Here is a 22394-nt window from a genome sequence, read left to right as displayed (position 1 = left end):
CATAAATCCCACATTAATAGTATAATTATTCATAATTATCTGTTTTATATTCTTTTACATCATTACTATCTCTGTGTACAAGGTGATTCACACCTTAAATAGTAAGATTATTCTAACTTTTACAAGAGGGGGGATTGACGGATGCTCAATAAAACAAATACATGGACACCGTCTTTATTTCGAGATTATAGAAATGCAGAACATGATGCGTGTGGAATCGTTTCCGTTATGGAGAAACGAAAAATTCCTACAAAAGAAAACATTGACCTTTGCATACAATCACTCGTCAAAATGAATCATAGAGCTGGTTTCATTAATGGCGAGGGCGATGGCATCGGCATTCACATTGATGTACCAAAAACGCTTTGGAATGAAAAACTAAAAAGTAGTGGATATAATCCAACGATTGTGGATCATCCCCACTTTATCGTTGGACATTTTTTTCTAAATAAAAAAGAAAACATCACTGCCTTAAAAGATTATATTCGTACGCAATTAAACAACAAAAACTTTACTATCATTTTCGAAAGTGATGATGCAACAAACTCAGATGCGCTCGGTCCACTCGGTAAACAAGAAGAACCTTTATTTTGGCAAGTTGCCCTTATCGCAGAAAATGAAATTACAAATATTGAGCAAACATTATTTTCTGTCACAATAAAAATAGAGGAAAACGAAGCAATTCATGTTGCTTCATTAAGTCGTGATCATGTTGTATATAAAGTTCTAGGTGCTGGTGATACACTTGTTGCCTACTATAATGATTTACAACATCCACTTATCGCTTCAACTATGACATTAGGACATAACCGCTACTCTACTAATACATTATCTAATTTTTTTCGTGTACAACCATTTAGTATTCTCGGACATAATGGTGAAATTAACACAATCGCAAAATTACGCGATCAAGCTGAAATGATTGATGTACCACTTACTGCTGGAGGCAGTGACTCTCAAGATTTAAACCGCACCTTAGAAACCCTACTTGTTCAATACGACTACAGTTTATTTGAAGCAATGGAAATACTATTTCCACCAATTATTAATGAAATTAAACTTTATGAAACACCTTTACAAGATTTATATACGTATATACGTGAAGCATGGGGACATTTTGCACAAGGACCAGCTGGCATCATTTCCCGTTTTAAAGATGAAGCTGTTTTCAGCGTTGATTCCCTTGGATTACGCCCAGTATGGAAAGTAGAGACAGAAAGCTCTTATATTTTCTCTTCTGAACCTGGAGTTGTATCACCAACTAAATATGTAGCAGAACCAAAGCCACTCGCCCCTGGAGAAAAGGTCGGATTAAAATGGAATGAACAAGATGAACTTGTTCTTTATGAATATGACAAATATCAAATCCAAGTATATAACCGTTTTAAAAAGCGAATTGATACTACCAATTATCATTTAAATTTATCTATCCCTGAAACGCAAAAAATCCACGGGCTATGTGATTTTGTTCAAGTTGAAACGAAACAATACGTCGCTTTCGGATGGGACCGAGAACATATTCAGCTTCTTGAACAGATGGCAACAAAAGGTGTTGAACCAATACGCTCACTTGGGCATGACTCACCACTTGCCGCACTTGATACTGATAGACGAAATATCGCTGACTTTATTAAAGAAAGTGTAGCTGTTGTTACAAACCCAGCAATTGACCGTGACCGTGAAATTGAACACTTCTCTACACGTACTGTACTTGGAGAGCGTCCAAGTTTATTAAGCGGCGCAAAACGGCCATTTGTAGTTGAAATGCTTTCACCAATTATTTTAGAAGGCAGCGTGGCACAACCTATTGCAGAGGAATTACACACAATTACGTACGAACAACTCACAGCGTTATTTAGGACTCATAACTCTATTGCCACAATCTCTGCTACATTCAGCTCGTCAGAAACCCTGCAATGTGCATTAAGCCGCATTAGTTCTGAAGCGATAGCTGCTGTTAACAATGGTGCTTCCCTACTAGTATTAGATGACGCAAAAGCCCATCTAAATGAACGCTTGTGGATTGATCCACATTTAGTTACCGCGAAAGTACATCAAGAATTAAGTGAAAATAAATTACGCCGCAATTGTTCTCTCGTTATACGTTCTGGTGCCCTTCGCTCCTTACATGACATTGTCACGCTATATGGATTAGGAGCAGATAGTATTAATCCATATTTATTATTCGCGACTGTAAGTGATGGAACAAAAACACCAATTACGAATCTGTATAATGCACTTAATAAAGGATTAGAAAAAGTCATTTCAACAATTGGAATTCATGAGTTACGTGGTTACGGACGTCTCTATTCATCTATTGGGTTACATGAGGAAATTGCAAATATATTACAAATCACAAATTTCTTCGGTTCAAATGATTTAGCTTTTTCACTTGAATCACTTGCTGAAGATGCAAAAATACGAGCAGAGGATTATAACAATCCTAAAATTAGAATGCGAAAATCATTTCATATATTCCCGCGAATTTGGAAAGCAATCGGCGATGTTGCAAAAGGAAATCCTTATGATGACTACCGTGACAAGTTAAGTGAACTAGAAGAGAATAATCCAATCGCAATCAGACACCTTGTTCAAACGAAACAAACAAAACATGTCGTTCCAACTGAAGAAGTATCTATCGGCATTCAAAATCATAATTTACCATTTATTATTAGTTCTATGTCATTTGGTTCTCAAAACGAAATTGCCTTTCGCGCATATGCAGAAGCGGCCGATCAGCTAAATATGATTAGCTTGAACGGTGAAGGCGGCGAAATTAAAGATATGATCGGGAAATACCCACATACACGCGGACAACAAGTGGCATCTGGGCGATTTGGAGTAAATGCCGAACTACTAAACTCATCGAATTTAATTGAAATCAAAATCGGTCAAGGCGCAAAGCCTGGTGAAGGTGGGCATTTACCTGGTTCAAAAGTGACAGCCAAAATCGCTGAAGCACGTAATGCGACAATCGGCTCAGATTTAATTTCACCTTCTAACAACCATGATATTTATTCAATTGAAGATTTAGCTCAAATGATTACGGAAATTAAAACAGCTAATCAACTTGCCAAAGTAGCCGTGAAAGTCCCTGTTGTTCCTAATATCGGAACAATTGCTGTCGGTATCGCCAAAGCTGGTGCTGATTTTATTAACATTAGCGGATTCGATGGTGGAACAGGTGCTGCACGTATTCACGCCTTGCAACATGTAGGTCTTCCTGTAGAAATTGGTGTTAAAGCCGCTCACAACGCTTTATTAGAAGCGAGCATGAGACATAAAGTAGAGATTTGGGCAGATGGTGGTATTCGAAGTGTAAATGATGCCTTGAAAATCATGCTCCTCGGAGCAAACCGTATTGGATTTGGCACACTGTCAATGATTGCAATCGGCTGTACTACTTGCCGTGGGTGCCATCTAGATACTTGCCATGTTGGAATTGCGACACAAATTGAGTCTGAAGCACAGGCAAAAGAACATGGATTACGCCGCTTCGTCCCACGCGAATTAGAAAGCGCAGTTGCTGGCCTGCTAAATTTATTCACCTCTTTCGGTGTAGAACTAAAACGATTAACAGGACAGCTTGGGTATACAAATTTACAAGCAATTGTCGGGCGTTCTGATTTATTAGAGCAAGTTCGGGGCGAAAATTTATTAAACTTATGTAATTTACTACAAATAATAGAACATCCATCTGTTACAACAACAAAAGACGTACCAGAAAAACAATTTAAAACAGTTCATTCCGCTGACTCAAAAGAATTAGTAGGCGTTGGTGTAGAGCAACGCGTTATGGGCGGTCTAGAATCATGTTATCGCGTTCGCAGTAAACTATATGAAGCTACTCAACTTGAACCACTTACATTAAAGTATACGAATGGTTCTATCCCTGGAAATGGGTTAGGTGCTTACAATAGTGAAAATTTATTTATACACGTAAATGGCGGCGCACAAGATGGCATTGGTAAAACTTCCTTTGGTGGTGGTATTTATATAACGAAATCAAAAGGAAAAGACGGAGTATATTATAACGGTTCTGTCGGAAAAGGATTTGGATATGGGGCACAAAAAGGGGCACTATACGTGCAAGGGAACGCTGATGCTCGTGCTGGTATTCGCCTTTCTGGGGCAGACATGATCATTGGAGGTAGAATAACAAAACCACTCCGTGAAAAAGAGCAAGGAAATATAGGTGCATACTCCAATATTAAAGGTTTTGCTTTTGAATATATGACAAATGGGCGAGCGCTTGTTTTAGGTGACCCTGGTCCATGGATTTGCGCTGGCATGACTGGCGGTGTTGTTTATTTGCGTCATGATTCAAACTTAGGCTTAACAGAACAGGCCTTAAAAAGAAGAATTGCAAAAGGGGCAAATGTTACATTACAATCAATTAGTAAAAATGGTTTGAAAGATGTAACTGAATTATTGCTAGACTATATTCGTGTACTAAACGAGCATGAGCAATATGAGGAAGTTGCTTTGTTAACCCCATTATTAGATGATATACAGAACCAGTTTTTTGAAATTATCCCCAAAAAAGAACAGGCAGATCCATCTATCTCAACAGAGTAACATGAGTAATTTTCATTATTAAGAAAAAATTGACGAAGTACACTTCTCATAGTAATCTATAGTAACAATTTGAGACCTGCTGAAATTCAGCAGGTCTTTTTACTAAAAACTGATGTTTAAAAGAAATTAGGAAAAATTATAAAGTGAAACTTTAATTAGCCTACAGCAATTGAGCGTTTACCGGCATCCAGCTACTGAATTTAGAGGCGGGAATCTTACTGTTCACAATTAGCTGGATAAAATGAATACTAATTTCTTTTAACGTCACTAAAATATCACTTGCTAACATATTGTAATGAATGTATAGTATCATGTTGTACATTCATTATGACAAGAGAAAGGATCTTATTAAGGGTATGAAACTTGGTGCTCGCATTTTAAAAACGGGTATTGCCATCACGTTAGCTTTATTTGCTTGTATTTTACTTCAATTACCGAGTCCGGTATTTGCGGGAATTTCAGCTATCTTTGCTGTTCAACCGTCTGTATACCGTTCTTATTTAACCGCACTTGAACAGATTCAAGCAAATGTAATCGGTGCGATATTTGCTATCGCATTTGCTACTGCTTTTGGACATAATCCTTTTATTATTGGATTAACATGTATATTAGTAATTGCTCTTACACTGCAATTACGATTAGAAAACACAATATCAATTGCTTTAGTAACAGTTATCGCCATTATGGAGTATCAAGGCGAAGACTTCTTTAGTTTTGCCTTACTTCGATTTGCGACAATTATGATTGGTATTATTGCGGCTTCACTTGTAAATTTAGTATTTATGCCGCCGAAATATGAAACAAAACTTTATCATCGTATCGTTGATAATACAGAAGAAATTGTAAAATGGATTCGAATGAATAGCAGGCAGGCTTCTGATTTTACAACGCTAAAAACTGATATTGATCGTATGAAAGAAAAAATAATCAAACTAAATCATTACTATTTGCTGTATAAAGAAGAAAGAAGCTACACGAAAAAAGTAAAGTTCGCAAAAATTCGTAAGCTCGTTTTATTCAGACAAATGTTAGCGACAACAAGCCGTGCTTTAAGTACGTTAAAATCATTACACCGTACTGAAAATGAACTACGCTACATGCCGGAAGAATTTCAGGAATCTATCCAAAACGAACTTGATTCATTAACGCATTATCATGAACAAGTTTTATTAAAATTTATTGGTAAAGCAAAAAAACAACAATCAGTTGAAATGCTTGATGAAGTTGAAACAGGTAAACAAGAATTAATTGATATCTTTATGGAATATCAAAACAAGGACGATGAAGAAGCATATAAAACATGGTTACATCTCTTCCCTCTTATTTCTTCCATCATTAACTATAGTGAAGAAGTAGAGCATTTAGATTTACTTGTAGATAGCTTCTACACATACCATAAACCAGAAAAAGAACTCCAAATCGATGATAAAAAAGAAGACGAATAAAAAAGCAGCTCCTTTTATGCTAAAGGAGCTGTTTCTGTTATATGTTGAAGTTGATATAAATTATAATAAAATCCTCTTTTTCGCATTAACTCTTCATGAGAACCGGTTTCTTTAATCTGACCGTCTTCAATGTAAATGATCGTATCAACATGCGTAATTGTCGCTAATCGATGTGCAATTATAATCGTTGTCCGGTCAGCAGCTAACGTCTGAAGCGCCTCTTGAATATACCTTTCATTTTCTAAATCTAAAGCCGAAGTTGCTTCATCCAATATAAGTACCGACGGATTCTTTAGAAATACGCGTGCAATTGCCACGCGTTGCCTTTGCCCACCCGATAGCTTCACACCACGTTCTCCAACGACAGTATTATAACCATCTGGTAAATCTATAATAAAATCATGAATTTGCGCAGCTTTGGCAGCTGCAATCACTTCTTTCTCTGTAGCTTTCGGATTTCCATATAAAATATTAGCTTCAATTGTATCGCTAAACAATAAATTATCTTGCAGTACAATTCCAATATTACTACGTAAATTTCTCATATTATACTTCCTTACATCTATGCCATCTACATAAACCGTGCCTTCAGAAACATCATAGAAACGCGGGATCAAACTAGCAAGAGATGACTTCCCTCCTCCACTCGCTCCTACAAGCGCTACTTTCTCTCCAGACTGCATAGTTAATGACAAGTTGTGTAATATCTCTTTTTCATCTGCATTATAACGAAAAGAAACATTATCAAATACAATTTCTCCATTTAATTTTTTCGTTTGTATCGCATTTGGCACATTAACAATATCGTATTTTTCATCTAACAGTTCAAACACACGATCCATCGATGCAAAAGATTGTGTCAATGTTGTAGATGAATTAACAAGGCGGCGAAGCGGACTATATAAACTATCCATATATCCAACAAAGGCTACCATCGTCCCTAGCGTTAACTGCCCCTGAATTACTTCATATGCTGCAAAACCAATCACAAGTAACGGACCTAAATCGGTTAACGTATTTACTGCCGAAAATGTTCTCGCCGTCCAACTTGTATGGTTTAATGCTTTCGTTAAAAATTCATTATTTCTTTTTTCAAACTGCTTCCCCTCATACTCTTCTAACGCAAAGCTACGTGTCACTTGCATTCCTTGAATACGTTCATGCAAATACCCTTGCATCGTCGCTAACGCTTGTGAACGCTCTTTCGTCAATTTCCGAAGACGTCCGAAAAAATATTTCACTGCTATTACATAAATAGGTAAAATCAATAACGCAACAAATGTTAATTTTATATTCATAGAAAACATAACAATGATAGCGATAGCAATTGTTGCAGTATCTAACCAGACGTTCATCAAACCTGTAATTACAAAATCTTTCGTTTGTTCTACATCATGGATGACCCGTGAAATAATCTCCCCTGTTTTCGTATTCGAATAATAACGTAAGCTTAACTTTTGTAAGTGACCGAAAATATGCTTCCGCAAATCATACAGTATTGTATTTGCGATACGTTGCGCGAAATATTGACGATAATATTCAATCGGTGGTCTTAATACCGCAAAAATAAAAAAAGCAATTCCAATCGCTGTTATTAATTGAGATGTTTTATCTTGAAGTGAACCCGCCCCTTGAATTACATCATCGATAATATACTTTAATAACCACGGCATAATAAGTGGAATACCGAACTTAACTAGTCCAATAATAATTGTAATAGCAATAAGCCATCGATATGGTTTAACAAATTGTAAATATCTTTTTATGCCCTGCACATAATCCCCCCTCTAATAGGACAAACCTGCCGGGAAATTCCCTGCAGGTTTGTTTTAATTTCTGTACATTAAATATCGTTCATACCACATATCTACGAAATCTGGTGCGAATGGACCTTTTCTTTGATGAATCCACTGTGTTAAATGTGCTACATTTCGTTTTAAAATTGTATCTATAACAGGTGGATACTGCATAATTTGACTATGTTTTTCATACTCATCTTCATCTAGAAGCGTATATGTCATATCTGGATACACTTTAATATCTAAATCATAATCAATATACTTTAATGCTTCAGAATCATACGCAAAAGGTGAGCTTAAATTGCAATAATAATATACGCCATCCTCCCTAAGCATCCCAATCACATTAAACCAATAGTTAGCATGAAAATAACAAATTGCTGGTTCGCGCGTAATCCATGTTCGACCATCTGATTCTGTAACTACTGTACGATCATTCGCTCCGATCACAAGACTCTGTGTCCCTTTTAAAATTGTTGTTTCTTCCCACATTCTATGAATGGAGCCATTATGTTTATAACTATGTATTTGTACTTTTTCTCCTTCTTTGGGAAATCCCATATATGCTCCCTTCTTTCAACTGCAAATGCCCTTTGAACGGCATTCACTTTTTTTCTATTATAACTTTTTTGTCAAAATTTTAAAACTAAAGGGATAAGACTCTATTTTCCACACTGAATATGCAGGAGGTTTATAGTTGAATACAATAATCCCCAATCTTCTCAGGAAACAAGGTTTGTATTGTATTATTTATAAAGTGAAACTTTAATCAGCCCTCACCAATCGGGCTTTTACGGGCAGCCCGCCCCCCACCTAACTTCTTTGCTTTCGCTGAATTTTGAGGTGGGGGTCTTACTGCCCGGCAAATAGCGGGATAAACGAGGACATGTAATAAAAAAAGCCCTTCTCTATTTGAAGGACTTTTCACCTGAGACAATGATATATCTTATCCTAAATTTGAAATCATTTTTTCAGTTGCAAAAGATTGGATTACACTATTTGTTTGTTCTTCAAATTTCTCATGTAACATCTTCAACGCTACTTCTGTTCTATATATTTCCTGACGGATAAAATGCAGTTCCTTTTTATCGCACATATCTTTTTCATTCATTTCAATTTGTTGATACTTCTCTAGATGTGCTTGTAACTTTAACAACTCATCCATCGTTTCTAATTGCTCCCCTACCAACTTATCAAAATCGTTCATTACTTACCCCCTTTGGACTTATTCATCAGTTATTATTCCTAATTACATATTTCTAATTGTTAACTTCCTTTTCCTTTGACTACATTTGTTGACTTATTAGAAGTTATGTCGTTCATTTTCTTTTCATTACAAAGATCCACACACAAAGAAAACACTTCTCTCGAATTGGAGAAGTGTTTTTCTTTCATTACTCGTTTGAACTAGAAGATTGTGATTGTTTTGCAGCTGACTTAGCATTTTGTTTTTTCACAGCATGCACGTCTGTTTCAGTTGCAAATTCTGTACCATAGCTAGCGTTTGCACTTTGTGCACCAGAAGCTTGTGCTTTCTTTGCTTCTGATTGTGCGTTTGCTTGTTTTACTGCTTGTACATTTGTTTCAGTCGCAAACTCTGTACCATAACTAGCATTTGTACTTTGAATGCTAGCACCAGAAGTTGCCTTGTTATAACCTTGTTGTTTTTTACTCATCTTTCTCACCTCCACAACCAATAATGTAACCAATTCACTTAGAGGCTATCCGTAATTTTATTTTGAATAATTTCCGCATATATCTTTTGTTACTTATTCAAACTATAAGAAATGGAGGTGGAAATATGTATATAGGACGCGATATGACTGAACTAACAATGGTTTCAAAACATGAATGGAAAGAAGATGAATTAGCTTATTTTCATCACTCACTACAACAGATTCTGCCTTATTTAAATGCAGAAGGTCAAAGTATTTACAAAGAAATTGTAGTAGAAATTGAATCAAGAGGCGGCTTACAAGAAGGTGAAGCTAGTTGGACTCATGGGACAAAAATTTCTTACGACTAAAAAAGTGTTCCCTAGATTGGGAACACTTTTTTATTTATTGTATTGTAATTTTCTCCACGCAATTTTCGTAAATAGTACGATGCGATTTCGAAAAAGGTAATTGCTCAAATGCTTCTTTCGATACAAATTTCAATGTATCTGTATCAACAATATTGCCAGTTACCTTTCCATAAAATACAAATATATCCCAAGTACGATGTGTAAACGTATGTTGTACATTCATTGCATATTCATCAATAGAAACCGCGAGTTCAAATTTTTCTTTCATATAATCTATAAGCTGTTCCTTCTGATTTCGAATACCTTCTCCAAGTTCAGCATTAGGAAACTCCCACATATTAGCTAACAAACCTGTACTTGGACGTTTATTAATAACGTAACGACCGTCTTCAGTTTGAAGTACTCCTGCAACAATAGGTACCATTTTAGGAGCTTTCGCTTTACTTTTTACTGGTAATTCTTTTTGAACACCTTCAGCATATCCTCTGCAATGCTCACGTACAGGACAAAGTAAGCACGATGGATTTTTAGGAATACAAATCAGTGCACCTAATTCCATCAATCCCTGATTAAAATAAGATGGGTTTTCTACTGAAATAATTTCACGCACAATCTCTTCAAAAACTTTTCGAGTCTTCGGTTTTGCAATATCATCCCATACTGATAAAATGCGAGATAATACACGCATAACATTTCCATCAACTGCCGGCTCTGGTATACCATATGCAATACTTAAAATAGCACCTTTTGTATATGGTCCGACTCCTTTTAACTTTTCAATTTTCTTTACATCACTTGGTACAACCCCGCCGTATACTTCTTTTACCTCTTTTACTGCCGCATGTAAATTACGTGCTCTAGAATAATATCCTAAACCTTCCCATGCTTTTAATACTTCTTCATCATCTGCGTTCGCTAACGCTTCAAGTGTAGGAAACTTCCCCATAAAATTTGCGTAATATGGTTTTACGGCTTCTACTCTTGTTTGCTGTAACATAATCTCAGAAACCCAAACGCGGTATGGATCTTTATTTTTTCTCCATGGTAAGTCGCGCTGCTCCTCTTCAAACCAACCAATTAAATCATTTTGAAACTGCTCTATATTAAATTTTTTTAGTATTTCAAGTGTCAAACTTGATCCCCCTCATTTTTTTGCATATAAGTACTATTATAAAGATTTTAGGAAAAAATTTAAGTAAGATGACATAGGAAATTGAAGGCAAAGGACTTGAGGTATCGAATAAAAAGAGTTACATTAATAAAAAACGGAGGTGGATTTTTATGGACACAGCCACTCACCTTGTTATGGGTATCACTTTAGGTAGCTTAGCAACATTAGATCCAGCCATAGCACAAAGTGATATTGGCCCACAAGCTGTTATGCTTGCTACAATTGCTGGTTCCAACATTCCTGACATTGACACAGTTTTAAAATTGCGTAATAACGCTAAATATATAAGAAATCATCGCGGAGTTACTCATTCCATTCCCGCGGTAATTCTTTGGTCATTTCTTATAAGTGGCATCTCTTTCGCCTTCTTTTCAGACGCTCCATATCTTCATCTACTACTTTGGTCATTTATTGCAGTCTTCCTTCACGTCTTTGTCGATATTTTTAACGCCTATGGTACACAAGCATTACGGCCTTTCACAAAAAAATGGGTCGCACTCGGCGTGATTAATACATTTGATACCGTAATTTTCTTTATCCATATACTTGCAATTGCTTGCATGCTCGTCGGTTCTCATAAAGGATACACAGCCTTAGCAGCATATATATTAATGATTATTTACTATATCGGACGGGTTATGATGCACCGAAATATAAGAAGCGTTGTACACAAACGTTTCAAAAATGTCGAAAAGATTATCATTTCTCCTTCTTACCGATTTTATCATTATCATTTAGCAGTCGTTACAGCTGATTATTACTACGTTGCGAGATGGCACCGTGGTAACATCATGATATATGACAAATTCGATCGGGTACCGTTCCCAGAAAATGATATTATGCGAGCAGCTAAACAAGATGAAAACATCTCGGCCTTCCTATCTTTCTCTCCTGTATATCGCTGGGATATTTTTGATCATGATTATTATTATGAAGTACGATTCATTGATTTACGGTATCGCAGTAAAGATTATTATCCATTTGTCGCGATTGTTCAGCTCGACCATAATTTAAATATTATTAGTTCCTATACAGGATGGATTTTTAGTGAAGAAAAACTTCGAAAAAAGCTGGAATTACTTCCACATTAAAAAAAGCGACTTAAGTCGCTTTTTTTAATGTTTCAAATGATCTTCTTGATTAATTAAATGGCTATACTTCGGATTATTTGTACGCATTTCATGAAGGCGTACACCATGATTATTAATCCATGATCGTACCACTTGCTCAGTCATTTCCTCACCTTGATAACGCCCTGATTTTGCATAAGTTGTTTGAAAATCTTCCCAAAGTAATTCAACCCACGCACGTGCTTGTCCGTAAGAAAGCTTGTCATTCTTATCTAATAATTCTTTCGTTAATGCTTCATAAATATCATTCATGTTCTAATCTCCTTTTCCCTATTTATCCCTTCATTTCTAAAGGATAGTTTCTTCTGTTTTGCACATTCTATAAGTGATACTTCTTAAAGAGGTATCAACTGATGATGAGGAGGGCGTTCGCAATGGGTAAACAAGCCGAATTTTGGTCTGAGTCAAAAAACAACAGCAAAATCGACGGTCAGCCGAAAGCGAAATCACGCTTCGCTTCGAAGCGACCTAACGGCACAATTAACACGCACCCACAAGAACGTATGCGTGCTGCAAATCAGCAGGAAGAGTAATACAGTTACAACCTAAAAAATTAACTTCCTACACGAGGTGATAAAGATGAGCTACCGTGATCGTTTAGATAGTCGTTCTGAATTATTTAACCATACGTGGACTCGTCCGAAACATGCGAAAGCGCAAGTTAACGGACAGACGCAGCAAACCCAGTCTCTCATTATATTGGCCAACGAATGTAAAAAACGCCAATTTTAGAATCTCCTATCTCCTTTAACGCCTACCAAAGATGAAAACCAGAGAGATATTTGCTCTCTGGTTTTTATTTTTCTTGCAATAAGGAAATTGGTATTCCAATCTCTTCATTATCATTTTGTTTATAACCCCAAGCGAATACCCCATTGAAGTAAGTAATTTTAAATAATATACCAGGTTCTTCTATTAATTCATATGTTTCACCAATATGGAATTTGTTTATATCAGTCATATAAGCGCGAGCCATTGCCATCTTTCTCATTAATACATCGAACTCATTTACAATTCCAAGCTGTTCAGCCTTTATTGCTTGCTCCTTCAAATCCCCAATTTCTTCTCTAAGCTCATGTGGTGTCATTTCACTGTAGCGTTTTGGCATATTCATCTCATTATTCCCCTCATCCCTCTTCACGTTTCATTTGTAAAAATATCTCTATCTCATCAATAGAGAATCCTTTTCGATATAACGCTTGTTTCATCTTGTTTTCAAATGTCCATCCATCATACTTCTTATATTTCTCATAATACTTATTCCCATGATAGTGTAACGCTTCTTGTTGCTTTTCGTCATCTCTTTCGTCTTTCAATTCTTCCAAACAAATTTGAATTACTTCTCTAGAATACCCTTTTCGAACAAGCATCTCATCCAACTTTAGCTTCATTTGTAAAAAAGAATGCTTTTGATAAGATTTTTTTTTCTTTTCTATGAGAAACAAGGCATTCTCAATTTGCTTTTCCTTCGGATATTCTTGTAAACTATGCATAATAATTAAATCCTGAACACCTTTATTTAACAACTCTCTTTTAATAACAGTTGGACCTTTTCGATTCACATTACTTTGCGTTCGCGTATATAAAACCGCGTACTCTTTATCATTAATATATCGGTCATGTAATAATTTAGAAACGACTTCAGAGATGATGGCCTGTCCCACTTCTTTTTTTCGTAAAAAATCTTCTATTTCTTGTTTTGTTCTCATTTGATAGGATAAATAGGAGATTGCTTGTAAATATGCTTTTTGTACCTCTTCATTGTACAAAATATTTCCTAACTCTATTTCATCAATTTCTAAGCCTTTTTGTAATCCATGTTTCATTAAGATTACTTGATCCACACTAAACCCGTACTCTTCACCTTGGCCTTTATCAATATAAATATTAAATCGTTCTTTCGATCGCTTTTGTACTTCTATTTTTGTAATGATAGCCATACTCTCACCTCCCTATTATTTTAACATAGTCGAGGAACATTTTTTCTTTTCAAGAATATATATAATGAGGAGGAAATGATTATGAAAATCGCAATTTCTGGTGGCACTGGTTTTATTGGTAAATACCTCTCTACTTTTTTTATTCAAAAAGGATATATGGTCTACATTCTTACTCGAAAGAAAACTACTAGAACCTCAAACCATAACCTTCAATACGTACACTGGACACCAGATTTATCTACCTTTCCACTCTCCTCTATCGATGTAGTCATTAATCTAGCTGGAGAATCTATCAATAGTAGATGGACAAAAAAACAAAAAGAAACAATATTAAACAGTAGAATTCAAACAACAAAAGGACTTATTCAACAACTACAAGTAATGGAAACAAAACCACATACATTTATTAATGCAAGTGCTATTGGATACTACGGAACATCTGAAATAGAGTCTTTTACTGAGCAACAAGAAACTCCCGGAAATGATTTTTTAGCAGAAACAGTATTTTTATGGGAGCAAGAAGCAGCTAAAGCATGTTCTCTCGGAATAAGAACAATTTACACAAGATTTGGCGTTGTATTAGGTGCAGATGGCGGAGCCTTGCCAAAGATGTTACTTCCCTATCAATTCTATATCGGCGGCACCATTGGTTCTGGGAAGCAATGGTTATCATGGATTCATATAGACGATGTCGTTCGTATGATGGATTTCATCATACACAAAAAAGAAATTGATGGCCCTCTTAATATGACAGCACCAACACCTATAAGAATGAAGGAATTTGGAAAAACCATCGCTGTCGCAACGAGAAAACCACATTGGCTGCCTGTCCCTTCATTTATGCTTCACGCCTTATTAGGTGAGATGAGCATACTTGTACTAGAAGGGCAACATGTATTACCTATTAAAGCAATTAAACATGGATACCAATACACATTTCCGGCAATAGACCATGCATTACAAAATATACTTTCGCATACAATGTAGTACTTCTAAAACAAAATTTTACATGGGCCCTTTTAAAACTTTCATTTTCTAGGATCCGAAGCATTACCATACAAATAACCTTTCAGTTACTTTCCCTTAACTTCCATTAGCATTATAAAGTAACAGAAATGAGGTACCTATGAAAATATTGCTCAAACAAGCCATTGTATACCCTATTACATCTCCAAAGTTTCAAGGCGATGTACTCGTTACAGAAGAGCGAATTACCGAGGTCAAACCTTTTATTCAACCTACTCAAGATATGACCGTTATAGATGCACGGGCACTCCATCTCTTACCTGGCTTTATTGATGTCCATACTCACCTTGGTCTCTATGATGAAGGTACTGGTTGGGCTGGAAATGATGCCAATGAAACATCTGAAGTTTCAACACCACATATTCGTTCTTTAGATGGTATCCACCCTTTCGATATTGCCTTTCAAGACGCTGTGCAAAATGGAATTACAACCGTTCACGTTATGCCTGGTAGTCAAAATATTATCGGGGGTACTACTTGTGTAATAAAAACAGCTGGAACTTGTATTGATCATATGATTATTCAAGAACCTGCTGGTTTAAAGATTGCCTTTGGAGAAAATCCTAAAAAGGTCCATAGTAATGGAACGAAAGAATCCATAACACGTATGGGGATTATGGGGTTACTACGGGAATCATTCTATGAAGCACAACACTACGGGCACGAAGCTGATTTTCGAATGCTTCCTATTTTAAAAGCATTACGTCGTGAAATACCCGTACGTATCCACGCTCACCGAGCAGATGATATTAGTTCTGCGCTACGCTTTGCAACGGAATTCAACCTCGATCTACGTATTGAACATTGTACAGAAGGACACTTTCTTGTTGAAGAGCTTTCGAAACACAATTTGAAGGTTTCAGTTGGTCCCACTCTGACACGCCGTTCTAAAATCGAACTAAAAAACAAGACATGGGATACTTACCATATATTATCCAAAAATGGTGTGGAAGTTTCTATAACGACAGACCATCCTTATACACCCATTCAATATTTAAATATTTGTGCTGCTGTTGCAGTAAGAGAAGGGTTAGATGAGAAAACAGCACTAGAAGGAATCACCATATTCCCAGCGCGAAATTTGCGTTTAGAGGATAGAATTGGAAGTATCGAGGTTGGAAAAGACGCCGATCTCGTGTTATGGACTCATCATCCTTTTCATTATTTAGCCAAGCCTGTACTAACTATGATTGATGGAAAAATAATTTACAAAAAAAATAAAAAAAACTAGTTTATTTTTTTGACTAGATAAAGTATTATACGATTATAAACTGAATGAAACCATAATCAATTTGTGTCGTGATTATCATTTTCAAATTGATGAATGGGGAAGGCAAATGGTGCGCCACCAGCGTTAGAAACTGGTTCTAGTGGGTTCGATTCCCACCCCGAAATTTTTTAAAGATTGATATAAAAATTTCGAGGGTGGGGTGTTTTTTCGTCATGCTACCCTCGTGTGAGGAGGAGTTAGTATGTTGAAAAAACGCGACTTACACGACAGCCACGTTCTATACGAGTTAATGGTGGATCCAGCTGTCTTCCCTTTTGTGCGTCAAAAGGCTTATTCTTATGAAGAATATTTATTCTTAACGAAACAAACAATTGAAGCTGAAGAGCGTGGTGAATTAATTTCACGCACAATTTTAGATGAATGGGGTAACCCCATCGGAACAATTACTTTATTTGATGTGCAAGAAAAAGCTGGGTTTCTCGGGACATGGCTCGGCAAACCATATCATGGAAAAGGCTATAATAAATTAGCAAAAGATTCATTTTTTAGTGAACTTTTCTATGAATTAGATATTGAAACAATCTTCATGCGTATTCGTAAAATAAATATTCGTTCTATTAAAGCTGCAGAAAAACTGCAATATGTAAATCTAGCAAACGAAACAAGAAAAGCCGTATATGATGAAATTAACGCAAACGAAGAAGTATATAACTTATATGAAATTCCAAAAGATCAATACACACTTGCTACAATGCGAGATACAACCTTCCAAGATGCTCATCAATTAAAAGAAGCATAATCTAAATTTTCTGAAATGATAATCAATCATTAACATTTTCCATATGCGTATATCCCCTCATGTCTTTGGAAACGATAAATAGTAACTTTAAGACACGAGGTGATTTGTAATGGATAAAAAGAAACGTGATAAAGCAAAAAATACATTATCTAGTACACAAGAAGTTCTCTATCAACGAGAATTTCAAAAAGCAGATCGTGCAGCAGGATATCGCTCGAAAAGCATTTAAAGTGAAAATGAATAATTAGAAGTTTCCCCCCTAATTATTCATTTTCATTACATAATTTTCTCGACTGATAGAAGTAAGCAAAAAGGACCCTTATACATAAGGGTCCTTTTTGCTGTGGACAACTTTATCCACAAAACCAACGAAATTGTTAGTAATTTTCAAAAACATTTAATATTTTTCTATATTAAAGTATATATCAGCTGTTTTAATTGTGGATATTTTTCTAAAAATTGTGGACAATGTGGATATAGTTGTTAATATTCCGACTTTACTGTTTAATGAAAGCGCAATCCTTTTGTGGATAACTAGCTGAATTTTCTTTGAAAATAATAAAGAACCCTCTTTACATATACAAAGAGGGTTTCATATTAAGTAAAAGATTGTGCAAGAGCAGGTGATTTAATAGGTATATGCCGCGGTTCTGCATGATTTTCTGCCAAAATTGCATCTACAATATGACCAGCTGGCTCTGGAAGATAGATGCTTTTCATTGCTTCTTTCATTTGAAGAAGCTTCACATCATCTTGTAATAATGCCTCTGTTTTTGCAAAAACCTCACTATCATCGCGAATGACAACTGCTGCTCCTTTTTTTTCAAAGTACATCGCATTTTCATTTTCTTGTCCTGGAACAGGTTTATATAAAATGACAGGTACTTGCAACGCTGCTGCTTCACTTAATGTTATTCCGCCTGGCTTCGTAATCATACACGAAGTAACTCGGAATAATTCATCAATATTTTCAACATACCCAAACACTTTTAATGCATCGGAATTTTGATTCTGTAAACTTAATAAATCCTGTTTTAAAGCTTCATTTTTCCCACAAACGACAACTACTTGTAAATTAGGCACTGACATAAATGATTGGCATAGTTCTTTTACATTTCCTAATACCCCATGAGCACCTGCTACAATTAGTAAAATCTTTTTATTCTTACATAACTGATATTTATTATATATGATGTCTGGATTTACCTTTAACTCAAAACTACTCCGAATTGGAATTCCTGTTTCAACAATTTGTTCCGCAGGTACACCGATATCAACCATCAATTCTTTCACGTGATCCGTTGCAACAAAATAACGATCTACTTCTCGATGAATCCATATTTTGTGCACGCAAAAATCAGTTAATACGTTATAGACAGGAATTGAAATCCCTGTTTGTTTCTTCAATTCTGGTACAGCGATAATTGGAAATGTATTAATTACAATATCTGGTTTCTCCACCTGTAACAGTGTTTTCAAACGTTTTCTTCCAAAGTTCGCATACCAAGATGCTATTTTCTTATCATAAATTTTTTCTACCCCGTAATAAAACAAACGATATAATTCTTTTCCTATTGTATAACTTTTTAAATATAAATATTTTGTAATGTCAGTTATAAATGGATGTGATTCTCCAAACAAGTCGCATACAATAACATCTTCAATTCCTTTTTGGCGAAATGTTTGTTCTAATGTTTTTGCTACTTGCACATGACCATTACCGTAATGTGCAGTTAATATTAAAACCTTGGGGTTTTTTATCAAACAAATCCACTCCTAGCTTTTTGTTTCTCCATATTGCATATACGACAATAGGAAAAACATTTTCCTTAAAAATTACATAAACAGATTCTAATAATTCCCTTTTCAGCTATGTACCTGTCGTGGATATGCAAAGCATATAAGATTGACCCCTTAATCCTATCTGTGCTCATATCTTTACATTATACTTTCCTATAAGAGCTTTCGCAATAACTTACAAATGTTCTCTATTCCATGATACTCACTCTTTTACTTCTTAATTCTTTTTACTATTTTGATTTCCCTTTACAATTATGTAAATTTCTCCACTTATTCCGTACAAAATTATGGATATTCTACTTTCAGTATACTCTTTTATCAATATATACTCTAGATTTTATTGTAAAGAAAGCAAAAAGCCTAATCCAATATTTGGATTAGACCGCTTGTAAAATATGTTTAGCATGTTCTACATTTTTCTCAGTAGGTGGTTCTACATTTGCGAGTGGATACTTATGTCCAAGCGCCTCCCATTTATATACACCAAGCTTGTGATATGGTAACACTTCAACTTTTTGAACATTAGACAGACTTTGAATAAAGCTAGATAGTTTTTGTAGATCCTCTTCATTATCCGTAACACCAGGAACTAATACGTGTCGTACCCAAATCGGTTTATCCTTATTCGATAAATAACGAGCGAATTGTAAAATATGTTCATTTGGTTTCCCTGTTAATTTACGATGCTTTTTGGAATCGATATGTTTCAAATCCAATAAAACTAAATCTGTATAATCCATTAAAATATCTAGCTTACTTTGGAATTCTGGTTCCTCAGAATAACAACCACCAGAAGAGTCGATTGTTGTATGGATACCAGCCTCTTTACACTTTTTAAACAACTCAATTAAAAAGTCTAGCTGTAATAATGGCTCTCCACCGCTAACTGTTATACCGCCTCCGGAGGCTTCAATAAATGGAAGGTAACATGTCACATCCTGCATCACTTCTTCAACTGTTATTTCTTTACCTTTACCGATTTCCCAAGTATCAGCATTATGACAATATTGACAACGTAATAAACACCCTTGTGTAAATATGACATAACGAATCCCTGGGCCATCAACAGTACCACAAGACTCTACAGAATGTATTCTTCCTTTTACCATGTTACTTCCTCCTTTATTGAAACAGCCTCCCTTCGCTATATATTAAGAGCGAAGGGACACTTTTTTCATTTACATGCTTTCATGCATTGTACGGTTAATTACATCAATTTGTTGTTCACGAGTTAATTTAATAAAGTTTACAGCGTAACCAGATACGCGAATTGTTAATTGTGGATATTTCTCAGGATGTTCCATTGCATCCATTAATGTTTCACGATTAAATACGTTAATATTTAAGTGATGGCCTTCTTTTACTGCATAGCCATCAAGCATAGATACTAAGTTACGTACTTGTACATCATCTTCTTTACCAAGTGCTTTTGGAATAATAGAGAATGTATTAGAAATACCATCTTGTGCATCTTCATATGGTAATTTAGCTACAGATAATAATGAAGCTAATGCACCTTTTGTATCACGTCCGTGCATTGGATTTGCACCTGGTGCAAATGGTTCTCCAGTACGGCGTCCATCTGGAGTGTTACCAGTTTTCTTACCGTATACAACGTTAGATGTAATAGTTAAAATTGACATTGTATGAACGGAATTACGATATGTTTTATGTTTACGAAGTTTATTCATAAATGTTTTCACGAGATTTACAGCGATTTCATCTACACGATCATCATTGTTACCGTATTTAGGGAAGTCTCCTTCAATTTCGAAGTCCACTGCAATACCGTTTTCATCACGGATTGGTTTTACTTGTGCGTATTTAATTGCACTTAATGAGTCTGCTACTACAGATAGACCCGCGATACCTGTTGCCATTGTACGAAGAACATTCGTATCATGAAGTGCCATTTCAATACGTTCATAGCTATATTTATCATGCATGTAATGGATAACATTTAGTGTGTTTAAATATAGACCCGCTAACCATTCCATTGTCATATCAAACTTATGCATAACTTCTTCGTAATTTAATACTTCAGAAGTAATTGGTGCGTACTCAGGACCAACTTGTGCTTTTGATTTTTCATCTTTACCACCGTTAATCGCATATAATAATGCTTTCGCTAAGTTTGCACGAGCTCCGAAGAACTGCATTTGCTTACCGATTCTCATTGCAGATACACAACAAGCAATTCCGTAATCATCGCCGTAATCAGCACGCATAATGTCATCATTTTCATATTGAATTGCTGATGTTTTGATGGACATTTTCGCACAGTAGTTTTTAAAGTTCTCTGGTAATTGTTTAGACCAAAGAACTGTTAAATTCGGTTCTGGAGCTGGTCCTAAATTATCTAATGTATGCAAGAAACGGAATGAGTTCTTTGTTACTAATGGACGACCATCTAATGCAATACCACCGATAGATTCAGTTACCCAAGTTGGGTCACCAGAGAATAATTCATTATAATCAGGTGTTCTTGCGAATTTCACAAGACGTAATTTCATAATGAAGTGATCTACAATTTCTTGTACTTCTTCTTCTGTTAAAGTACCATTTGCTAAATCTCTTTCAATGTAAATATCTAAGAATGTAGAAGTACGTCCAAGACTCATTGCAGCTCCGTTTTGCTCTTTAATCGCCGCAAGATATGCGAAGTATAACCATTGGAACGCTTCTTGTGCATTTGTTGCTGGTTTAGAAATATCGAAACCATGAGAAGCAGCCATTTGTTTTAGTTCTTGAAGTGCACGCATTTGCTCAGATAATTCTTCGCGTAAACGCATTGTATCTTCGCTCATTACACCGCCAGTTAAATTTAAATCAGCTTTTTTCGCTTCAATTAAATGATCAATACCATATAATGCTACGCGTCGATAGTCACCGATAATGCGTCCACGACCGTATGCATCTGGAAGACCAGTAATAACGCCTGATTTACGTGCATTTCTCATTTCTGGTGTATAGGCATCAAATACACCTTGGTTATGAGTTTTTCTCCAATCTCTAAAAATACGACTAAGTTCTTTGTCCATTTCGTATCCATAAGATTCACAAGCTTGCTCCGCCATACGAATACCACCATATGGTTGTAAAGAACGTTTAAATGGTTTATCAGTTTGGAAACCGACTACCTTTTCAATATCTTTATTTAAGTATCCTGGGTCATGTGATGTAATAGAAGAAACAATTTTTGTATCCATATCAAGAACGCCACCGTTTTCACGTTCTTTTGTTGTTAAATCCATTACTTGATCCCAAAGTTGTTTCGTTGCTTCAGTTGCTTCTGCTAAGAAAGATTCGTCTCCTTCGAAAACGTTTACATTATTTAAAATGAAATCGCGAACATCAATCTCTGCTTTCCATTTTTCACCTTTAAAGTTTTCCCATGCGTTTTTAACATTTTCTAATACTTGAGTCATCCTAATCTCCTCCATTTTTGA

The 22394-nt window shown here is 35.7% G+C and carries 21 protein-coding genes; 10 read left to right on the top strand and 11 right to left on the bottom strand.

Going from position 1 to position 22394, the window contains the following annotated elements:
• The first annotated feature begins 141 nt into the window (after positions 1-141).
• The gene (locus tag ACLBXA_RS24060) at positions 142-4578 is read left to right on the top strand and encodes a glutamate synthase-related protein (protein ID WP_447617561.1); all 4437 of its coding nucleotides are present in this window, start codon (positions 142-144) and stop codon (positions 4576-4578) included.
• A gap of 356 nt (positions 4579-4934) precedes the next feature.
• Positions 4935-6023: an aromatic acid exporter family protein gene (locus tag ACLBXA_RS24055; RefSeq protein ID WP_447617560.1), complete on the top strand. Its 1089-nt coding sequence runs from the start codon at positions 4935-4937 to the stop codon at positions 6021-6023.
• Between the two features lie 14 nt (positions 6024-6037).
• On the opposite strand, the gene ACLBXA_RS24050 is transcribed toward ACLBXA_RS24055, so the two are convergent.
• The 4 genes from ACLBXA_RS24050 to ACLBXA_RS24035 all read right to left on the bottom strand — a co-directional run bounded on the left by ACLBXA_RS24050 (position 6038) and on the right by ACLBXA_RS24035 (position 9498).
• A complete protein-coding gene (locus ACLBXA_RS24050; RefSeq protein WP_086389644.1) occupies positions 6038-7798 on the bottom strand; it encodes an ABC transporter ATP-binding protein in 1761 nt (586 codons plus the stop codon).
• Positions 7799-7852: 54 nt separating this feature from the next.
• Positions 7853-8383, bottom strand: a complete 531-nt coding sequence (gene ntdP, locus ACLBXA_RS24045) for a nucleoside tri-diphosphate phosphatase (RefSeq protein ID WP_000506625.1) — start codon at positions 8381-8383, stop codon at positions 7853-7855.
• A gap of 385 nt (positions 8384-8768) precedes the next feature.
• Positions 8769-9029 (bottom strand): YgaB family protein, encoded by a 261-nt coding sequence (locus tag ACLBXA_RS24040; RefSeq protein WP_000997574.1) that lies wholly within the window; start codon positions 9027-9029, stop codon positions 8769-8771.
• Positions 9030-9216: 187 nt separating this feature from the next.
• Positions 9217-9498 (bottom strand): gamma-type small acid-soluble spore protein, encoded by a 282-nt coding sequence (locus ACLBXA_RS24035; protein ID WP_000039034.1) that lies wholly within the window; start codon positions 9496-9498, stop codon positions 9217-9219.
• Positions 9499-9623: 125 nt separating this feature from the next.
• Here ACLBXA_RS24035 and ACLBXA_RS24030 point away from each other — a divergent pair, with 125 nt between their 5' ends.
• Positions 9624-9848 carry a hypothetical protein gene (locus tag ACLBXA_RS24030; protein WP_000275441.1) on the top strand — a complete coding sequence of 75 codons (225 nt, stop codon included), beginning with the start codon at positions 9624-9626 and terminating at the stop codon, positions 9846-9848.
• A 34-nt stretch (positions 9849-9882) separates the two neighbouring features.
• Here the strand turns inward: ACLBXA_RS24030 and mutY are convergent, their stop codons facing one another.
• Entirely contained in the window at positions 9883-10980 is a 1098-nt protein-coding gene (mutY, locus tag ACLBXA_RS24025; protein WP_000171380.1) for an A/G-specific adenine glycosylase, read from the bottom strand.
• Between the two features lie 149 nt (positions 10981-11129).
• Between mutY and ACLBXA_RS24020 the strand changes: the two genes are divergently transcribed.
• Positions 11130-12110, top strand: a complete 981-nt coding sequence (locus ACLBXA_RS24020; RefSeq protein ID WP_447617559.1) for a metal-dependent hydrolase — start codon at positions 11130-11132, stop codon at positions 12108-12110.
• A gap of 24 nt (positions 12111-12134) precedes the next feature.
• On the opposite strand, the gene ACLBXA_RS24015 is transcribed toward ACLBXA_RS24020, so the two are convergent.
• Complete coding sequence (locus ACLBXA_RS24015; RefSeq protein ID WP_000998159.1) at positions 12135-12401, bottom strand: YfhJ family protein; 267 nt, start codon at positions 12399-12401, stop codon at positions 12135-12137.
• 122 nt (positions 12402-12523) lie between these two features.
• Between ACLBXA_RS24015 and ACLBXA_RS24010 the strand changes: the two genes are divergently transcribed.
• Together ACLBXA_RS24010 and ACLBXA_RS24005 are read left to right on the top strand one after the other, a co-directional pair.
• Positions 12524-12682, top strand: a complete 159-nt coding sequence (locus ACLBXA_RS24010; protein ID WP_000517891.1) for a small, acid-soluble spore protein K — start codon at positions 12524-12526, stop codon at positions 12680-12682.
• Positions 12683-12728: 46 nt separating this feature from the next.
• Complete coding sequence (locus ACLBXA_RS24005; protein WP_000122093.1) at positions 12729-12881, top strand: YpzG family protein; 153 nt, start codon at positions 12729-12731, stop codon at positions 12879-12881.
• Positions 12882-12945: 64 nt separating this feature from the next.
• Here the strand turns inward: ACLBXA_RS24005 and ACLBXA_RS24000 are convergent, their stop codons facing one another.
• Complete coding sequence (locus ACLBXA_RS24000) at positions 12946-13263, bottom strand: YfhH family protein (RefSeq protein WP_001057028.1); 318 nt, start codon at positions 13261-13263, stop codon at positions 12946-12948.
• 13 nt (positions 13264-13276) lie between these two features.
• On the bottom strand, positions 13277-14089 hold the full coding sequence (gene recX / locus ACLBXA_RS23995; protein ID WP_447617558.1) for a recombination regulator RecX: 813 nt from the start codon (positions 14087-14089) through the stop codon (positions 13277-13279).
• Between the two features lie 81 nt (positions 14090-14170).
• On the opposite strand from recX, the gene ACLBXA_RS23990 reads away from it, so the two are divergent.
• The 4 genes from ACLBXA_RS23990 (at position 14171) to ACLBXA_RS23975 (ending at position 17374) form a co-directional block, all read left to right on the top strand.
• Positions 14171-15076 carry a TIGR01777 family oxidoreductase gene (locus ACLBXA_RS23990; RefSeq protein ID WP_000684387.1) on the top strand — a complete coding sequence of 302 codons (906 nt, stop codon included), beginning with the start codon at positions 14171-14173 and terminating at the stop codon, positions 15074-15076.
• A 139-nt stretch (positions 15077-15215) separates the two neighbouring features.
• Complete coding sequence (locus ACLBXA_RS23985; RefSeq protein ID WP_000698293.1) at positions 15216-16346, top strand: amidohydrolase; 1131 nt, start codon at positions 15216-15218, stop codon at positions 16344-16346.
• A gap of 241 nt (positions 16347-16587) precedes the next feature.
• Complete coding sequence (locus tag ACLBXA_RS23980; RefSeq protein WP_000914737.1) at positions 16588-17145, top strand: GNAT family N-acetyltransferase; 558 nt, start codon at positions 16588-16590, stop codon at positions 17143-17145.
• 109 nt (positions 17146-17254) lie between these two features.
• Positions 17255-17374, top strand: coding sequence for a YfhE family protein (locus ACLBXA_RS23975; RefSeq protein WP_000358482.1), 120 nt, complete (start codon positions 17255-17257; stop codon positions 17372-17374).
• Between the two features lie 368 nt (positions 17375-17742).
• Here the strand turns inward: ACLBXA_RS23975 and ACLBXA_RS23970 are convergent, their stop codons facing one another.
• The 3 genes from ACLBXA_RS23970 to pflB form a co-directional block, all read right to left on the bottom strand.
• Positions 17743-18909 carry a diglucosyl diacylglycerol synthase gene (locus tag ACLBXA_RS23970; RefSeq protein ID WP_000594686.1) on the bottom strand — a complete coding sequence of 389 codons (1167 nt, stop codon included), beginning with the start codon at positions 18907-18909 and terminating at the stop codon, positions 17743-17745.
• A 413-nt stretch (positions 18910-19322) separates the two neighbouring features.
• Positions 19323-20054 (bottom strand): pyruvate formate-lyase-activating protein, encoded by a 732-nt coding sequence (gene pflA, locus ACLBXA_RS23965; protein ID WP_000238468.1) that lies wholly within the window; start codon positions 20052-20054, stop codon positions 19323-19325.
• A 69-nt stretch (positions 20055-20123) separates the two neighbouring features.
• A complete protein-coding gene (gene pflB, locus ACLBXA_RS23960) occupies positions 20124-22373 on the bottom strand; it encodes a formate C-acetyltransferase (protein ID WP_000195467.1) in 2250 nt (749 codons plus the stop codon).
• Positions 22374-22394: the final 21 nt, after the last annotated feature.

The organism is Bacillus sp. D48C (assembly GCF_053345735.1).
This window is presented reverse-complemented; position numbering and strand designations above follow the sequence as displayed.